This is a genomic window from Streptomyces kunmingensis (assembly GCF_039533535.1).
Classification (GTDB): Bacteria; Actinomycetota; Actinomycetes; order Streptomycetales; family Streptomycetaceae; genus Streptomyces; species Streptomyces kunmingensis.
Window position 1 is genome coordinate 556,923 of the sequence record NZ_BAAATS010000005.1, and the last position, 6,602, is coordinate 563,524.

At 74.1% G+C, this 6,602-nt stretch carries 5 protein-coding genes; 3 read left to right on the forward strand and 2 right to left on the reverse strand.

Going from position 1 to position 6,602, the window contains the following annotated elements:
• Positions 1-4 precede the first annotated feature (4 nt).
• Both ABD366_RS07735 and ABD366_RS07740 read left to right on the forward strand, forming a co-directional pair.
• Entirely contained in the window at positions 5-2,122 is a 2,118-nt protein-coding gene (locus tag ABD366_RS07735) for a DUF4139 domain-containing protein (protein ID WP_324776588.1), read from the forward strand.
• An 8-nt stretch (positions 2,123-2,130) separates the two neighbouring features.
• Entirely contained in the window at positions 2,131-3,750 is a 1,620-nt protein-coding gene (locus tag ABD366_RS07740; protein ID WP_324776586.1) for a mucoidy inhibitor MuiA family protein, read from the forward strand.
• Between the two features lie 278 nt (positions 3,751-4,028).
• On the opposite strand, the gene ABD366_RS07745 is transcribed toward ABD366_RS07740, so the two are convergent.
• On the reverse strand, positions 4,029-5,069 hold the full coding sequence (locus ABD366_RS07745) for an XRE family transcriptional regulator (RefSeq protein WP_324776584.1): 1,041 nt from the start codon (positions 5,067-5,069) through the stop codon (positions 4,029-4,031).
• A gap of 163 nt (positions 5,070-5,232) precedes the next feature.
• Positions 5,233-5,919, reverse strand: a complete 687-nt coding sequence (locus ABD366_RS07750; protein WP_324776582.1) for a TetR/AcrR family transcriptional regulator — start codon at positions 5,917-5,919, stop codon at positions 5,233-5,235.
• 102 nt (positions 5,920-6,021) lie between these two features.
• On the opposite strand from ABD366_RS07750, the gene ABD366_RS07755 reads away from it, so the two are divergent.
• Positions 6,022-6,585, forward strand: a complete 564-nt coding sequence (locus ABD366_RS07755) for an NADPH-dependent FMN reductase (RefSeq protein ID WP_324776580.1) — start codon at positions 6,022-6,024, stop codon at positions 6,583-6,585.
• The last annotated feature ends 17 nt before the right edge of the window (positions 6,586-6,602 follow it).

A 6,602-nucleotide genomic window follows, 5' to 3' on the forward strand; every position in this document is an offset into this window, starting at 1 on the left:
CGCGATGACGGACGCGGCACAGCCGTGGGAATCGAAGCTCACGTCGGTGACGGTGTACGCGCGGGGCGCGGTGTGCCGGCGCCTCGCCCGGGGCGTCGTGGCCGCCGACGGCCGGGTACGGGTGAGCGGCCTGCCGCGCGCGCTGGACCCCGAGTCGCTGCGCGCCACCGTCGTGGACGCGCAGGGCGTACGGGTCACCGAGGCCCGGATCGCCGTCGAGGCCGAACCGCACGCGCCCGACGCACCCCGGGAACTGCTCCGCGAGGCGCAGCGGCTGAGCGACGCGCAGCAGGCCGCCGAAGCGCGCCGGGACCGGCAGGCGCGGCGGATCGAGGAGATCGCGGCGCTGCGCCCGGTGCCGCCGGCCCGCCGGCGCGAGGACCCGCACCGCCGCACGCCCGTCGAGGCGTGGCTCGGACTCGCGGAGTTCGTCGACGAGCGGTCGGCGGCCCTGCAGGCCGGACTCGCCGGGCTGGACGAGGAGGTCCGGCGGCTCACCCACGAGCTCGACCTCGCCACCGACCGGCTCGAACGTGCCTCCACGGACGCTCCGTCGTCTCCTGTACGGACCTCGGTCTCGGCCGTCCTCACTCTGGAGGGAGCCGGTTCGGAGGGGGCCGGTTCGGAGGGGGCCGGTTCGGAGGGGGCCGGTTCGGAGGGGGCCGGTTCGGAGGGATCCGAGCCGGAGGGGGCCGGTGCCGCTGCGGTCGAGATCGAAGTCGAGGTCGAGTACCGCGTGCCGGGCGCCGTCTGGGCCCCTTCCTACCGGCTGACCCGCCGTCAGGGCGAGGACGGCGGGCGGCTGGTGCTGCGTGCCTCGGTCGCGCAGCGCACCGGCGAGGACTGGCGCGGGGTGCGCATCAGCCTGTCCACGGCCGACCTGAGCCGCCCCACCGGGGTACCGGCCCTGCGCTCGGTGCGGATCGGACGCCGCCAGCCCCCTCCCGCGCCGTCCGGCTGGCGCGAGCCGCCGCCCGGGCTCGCCGCCCTGTTCGCGGGGTACGACACGGCGGAGCCACCACCGTTCACGCCGCGTCACGGGGCCCCGACAGCGTCCGGCGGCTTCGCGGAGGAGTGGTCCGGGTCCATCGGGTCGGCATCCGTCGTGGCGGCGCCCTCTCCCCCGCGCGCGGCCCGCTCCCGCGCGGGCGGCATGCCGAAGGAGGCGCCGGCCGCACTTCCCTTCGCCGGGGCTCCGGCGGCGCCCGCGCCTCCCGGCGGCCCGGCCGCCGCACCGCCGCCGTCCGGGTACGCCGCCGCACCACCTCCACCCCCGCCCGGACCGCCCCGCCCCGGCGCCGACGAACTCGACTACGCCGGCCTCGTCCTGTCCGGCCCCGACGCGCCCGCAGGACAGCGCGGCCTTCTGGTCCCCGGGACGCCCGGCGACCCGGTGGCCGCCGAGTACCGGCGCCGCGCCGAGTCGGTGGGCTCACTGCCGCTGCCCGGGCACGCGGTGCGCCCCCGCGACTCGGCCGGCTCCTTCGACCACCGGTACGACGCGCAGGGCCTCGCCGACATCCCTTCCGACGGCACCTGGCACACCGTCACCGTCACGGAGCTCGCGGTCGGTCTGCGCACCGAGTACCTCTGCGTCCCGTCGGTCGAGGAGACCGTGTACGCGACCCTGGTGCTCACCAACGCCACCGACCAGGCACTCCTCGCCGGGCCCGTGGACATCACGGCCGACGGCGAACACCTGCCGACCACGGCGCTGCCCACCCTCGCCCCCGGCGGCACCGGACGCGTGGCGCTCGGCCCCGCCGAGGCGATCCGGGCCAGCCGCCGCACCGAGCTGCGCGAATCCACCTCGGGGCTGCGCGGTACGACGACCGTGCTCGACCACCGGATTCTCGTGGAGCTGGCCAGCCGTCTCTCCCGCCCGGCCACCGTCGAGGTCCGCGAGCGCGTGCCCGTCACGTCCGAGAGCGACATCCGCATCGACGAACGGGGCGGCTGGACCACGCCGCGGGACGGCGGCGACGGACCCGAGCGGTTCGTGCCCGGCACACGCCTGTGGCGGGTGGACGTCCCCGCGGGCGGCACCGCCTCGCTCGACGGCGGATACGAGATCCGCATCCCGGCCGCCAAGGCCCTCACCGGCGGCAACCGGAGGAGCTGACACCCGCCATGTCCACATCCCCAGCCGCGAAGCCGGCCCTCCGTCCGATCCCCCTGCCCGTCACCGCGGTGACCTGCCTGGAGGACCGCGCCCACATCGAGCGAACGACCACCCTTCATCTGGCGGCCGGTGTCCAGCGGCTGCTCCTCGGCCCGGTCAGCGCGCTCGCCGTCGACCGCAGCCTGCACGCCGAACTGACCGGCGGCCGGAACGGTGACAGAGACGGTGACGGTGACGGTGACGGTGACGGTGCGAGTGTCCTGGACGTACATCTGGTGCGGGCCTGGACACCGCGCGGGCCCCAGCCGCCCGGCGACGAGGACTCCCCGCTGCGCCGGCACACGTACGCCCTCGAAGAGGAGGAGCGGGCGCTGGCGCAGCGCCGCGACCGGCTGCGGACCCGCCTGGACCTCCTCGGCAAGCTCACCGCCGATCTGCTGCGGGAGATCGGCGAGGGGGCCGGGTTCGGGGAGGCCGAACCGCAGCGCTGGGAAACCGAGTTGGACCGCGTCGACGCCGAGCGCGGCACGTACGAGCGCGAACTCTTCGACTTAGACGCGCGATTGCGTGCGGTGGCTGCCGAACTGGCTGATGTGCGGCGGGCGTTGACCGAGGCCGAGGAGGAACCGCCCGAGCTGACCGCGCATGTCGAGCTGACGGTACGGGCACCGGCCGCGGGCCCCGCGGAGCTGCGCCTGAGCCACCTCACCCCGTGCGCGCTGTGGCGCCCCGCCTACCGCGCCACGCTCGACGGTGACCGGCTGACCCTGCAGACGGACGCGATGGTGTGGCAGCGCACCGGCGAGGACTGGTCCGGTGTACGCCTGACGCTCTCGACGGCCCGGTCGAGTCTGGCCACCGCGCCGCCCCGGCTCGTCGAGGACCGGCTCACCCTGCGGGACCGCTCCGCCACCGAACGCCGGTCCGTGGACATCGAGTTGCGCGAGGAGGCGATCAGCGGCCTGGGTCCGAGCACGGTCACCGGGGTGCCGAGTGTGGACGACGGCGGCGAGGTCCGGGTTCTGCACGCCCCCGCACCGGCCTCGGTACCGGGCGACGGACGCGCCCACCGTGTGCCGCTCACCACCGGCACGGGCGCGGCGCACAGCGAGTACGTCTGTGCGCCCGAACTGTCCCCGCTCGTCACGCAGGTGGTGCGGTTCACCAACCCGAGCGGGCACGCCCTGCTCGCCGGGCCGGTGGAGCTGGTCCGCGGCAGTGGCTTCGCCGGCCGCGGCACGCTGGACTTCACCGCGCCCGGCGCCTCCGCCGAGCTGGCGTTCGGCAGCTCGGACAGCCACCGCGTGCTCCGGGAGACCGACGAGTCCCGTGCCACCGCGGGGCTCACCCAGCGGACGGTGATCACCCGCACGGTCCGGCTGCACCTGTCCCGGTTCTCCGGCCCCGGCGAGAGCGACGACCGCGTGCTGACGCTGCGCGAACGGATTCCGGTCTCCGAGGTGGCGGACGTCGAGGTCCGCCTGCGCAAGGAGGCGTGTTCGCCCGCCCCTGACACGCTCGACGCGGAGGGCGTCGCCCGCTGGGACGTCGCCCTCCCGCCGGGCGGCCGCCGCACGGTGACGCTGGTCTACGAGCTGTCGGCGAGCGGCAAGGTCAGGGGTCTGTAGCCGGACGCATCGAGCCTTCGGGCTCAGGCGTACGAGTTCTGGCCGTACGGGCGCTCTGGCCGTACGGGCGTTCCGCCCCTGTCCGGGACACGCCGAACCTGTCCCGGACAGCCTTGATCCCTTGCCGGACACGCCGCCACCTGCCAACTTGTTGCCAGGTGGCGGCTGCGAGGGGACTTTCGGGGGGACCCTCGCAGCCGCACCTCGTTCGCACCGCTCCCACCGCCGGCCGGAGGTTCCGTGGCGACTACGACCCGAGTGGCCGCGGCGCCCCGGCCTCACTTGGCCGTCGCGGTGTCCTCTTGCGCGGCGGAACTCCGGATCACGAAGCGCTGTCCCGCGGAACCGTCACAGGGCCGGACCACGGCCTCCGTCCCGACGACAGGAACCTCGCCCTTGGCCCCCGCTGCCACGCACCGCTCCTCACTGACCTTGAGTACGTAGGTGGCGGCCGTGTCCGTCACGCGCTCCACCCGCAGCGGGCTCCCTTTTGCGCAGTCGTCGAACGGTTCGAGGAAGCCTTTCGGCGCGCCGTCCTCACGGGCGTTGAGGCAGCCCGGACCGTGTTCGGGGTGGTACCAGCGGACGCGGTAGCGGCCGTCGCCGGTCGAGCGCAGTTCGGTCACGGGCGGGGTCGCCTTCGCGCAGGGGCGGAACACCGCGATCAGGCTGTCGTACCGTCCCGCCCGGTCCTTGCCATCGGTCAGACAGAGGTCGGGCCCCTCCAGCGGGCGGACGCTCACCTCGCCGGCCGGGACGGCGTCCGCGCTCCCGTCGCCGTCCCCGCCGCTCTTCAGGGCGACCGCGACGATCAACGCGACGACGGCGACCGTGCCCGCGACGAGCAGGTAGGCACGGCGGCGCGAGCGCGCGGAGCGTGGGGGCCGCGGCGAGGTCGTCCGTCCATCGGCGCTCCCCTGATCCGGCGTCCCCGGCTCACCCACCTCGGTACCGTCGGCGTCGGATTCTGCACGGGCGCCGGAGCCTGCATCCGGGTCGGCGTCGAACAGCGGGGCCCCGGCGGAGAGTTCCTCCCGCACCGCGAGCCACTGCGCCACCTCCTCGTCGCTCACGCCGCACGCCCGGACGAACGCCGTGAGCAGGTCCGCCTTCGGCAACGCCTCGCGCGAGAGCGCCCCGGCGAGCGTGCTCCGGGCCAGGACGTCACCGTTCTTCGCCGCCCGGAGTTCCAGCTCCCGGTACGTGAACCCCGAGGTTTCCTTGCACCGCCGCATCAACGCGACGAACGCGGACACATCCTGTACGTCACTCAGCCCGGGCACCACATGTGTTCTGCCACCACTCGTCAGGTCGTCCACCGCCGTGCGTCTCCCCACATACCCGGATGTTTCCTGAGGTCAACGCCCCGCACACCCCGGCGGTCGACCCGTACTTCGATCCGGAACAAGTGTCACCAGCGCCCGCACACGCCACAAGAGCCGATCACGTCAGTTGCGCACCACTGTTTTCGCGCTCAACCTGTCAGGCGCCCGTGCCCGTGATCCGGGAGACGAGGTCGGTCCAGCCCGCTTCCAGCCGCTCCAGCGGCATCTCGCACCGCTTCGTCAGGTAGTGGATCAGGGCCGGGTCGAGGTAGCCCATCAGCGCCTGGGCCTGGAGCACGCAGTCGGCCCCCGGCAGGAGTTCCCGCAGCAGGATCGTGACGTGGGTGGCGAGCACCCGGCGCGAGGGGTGCTCGATCCGGCGCTCCGGTTCCGGCTGCGCGGCCAGTTGCAGCTCCAGCTGCTCGGCCGAGCGGCGCAGGACCTCGACGCCGAACGCGCGCAGCCGCTCATCGGCGGGCGCGCCGGGGCCGAGCGGCGGCGGCCCGCTCATCAGATCGGCCTGCAACTGCTTCGCGGTGTGGTCGAGCAGGGCGGTCAGCAGCCCGTTGCGATCGCCGAAGCGGCGGAAGACGGTGCCCTTGCCGACGCAGGCCGCGGCGGCGACGGCTTCCATCGTGACACCCGCAGGACCGTGCTCGGCGACCAGCTTCCCGGCGGCCTCCATGAGCCGGGCGCGGTTGCGTGCGGCGTCGGCCCGCAGGCCGGGACCGCTGCAACCGCCGTCCGCGGCGAAACCGATCTCGAGCAGCTCGGGCTCGCCCGAGGGGCCGTGCGAGGCCGGGAGGTGGGGCGGGCTGCTGGACATGAATACAGCGTAAAGCATTCCGGGCATAACTGGACCGCGGTCCGCTTAGAGTGGTAGAACTTGAAAACGGACCCCGGTCCGGATCGCGGAAGTCCCGTGAAGATCACCCTTGGAGCCCCCATGTCTGTCCGTATCCTTGCGCTCGTCGGCAGCCTGCGCGCCGGTTCGCACAACCGCCAGCTCGCCGAGGCGGCCGTCAAGCTGGCCCCCGAGGGCGCCGAGGTCGAGCTGTTCGAGGGGCTCGTCGACATCCCCTTCTACAACGAGGACATCGACGTCGAGGGCAGCGTGCCCGCCGCCGCGGCCAAGCTCCGTGCCGCCGCGCAGAGCGCCGACGCGTTCCTGCTCTTCACCCCCGAGTACAACGGCACCATCCCGGCCGTCCTGAAGAACGCCATCGACTGGCTGTCCCGCCCGTACGGCGCCGGCGCCTTCGGCGGCAAGCCCGTCGTCGTGGGCGGCACGGCCTTCGGCCAGTACGGCGGCGTGTGGGCGCAGGACGAGGTCCGCAAGTCGGTGGGCATCGCCGGCGGCAAGGTGATCGAGGACGTCAAGATCTCCATCCCGGCCTCCCTGACCCGCTTCGCCGAGACGCACCCCGTCGACGACGCGGAGGTCGCCGCGCAGCTCAGTGAGATCATCTCCCGGCTGCACGGCCACGCGGGCGAGACCGTCGCCGCCTGATCCCCGCACCACACCCG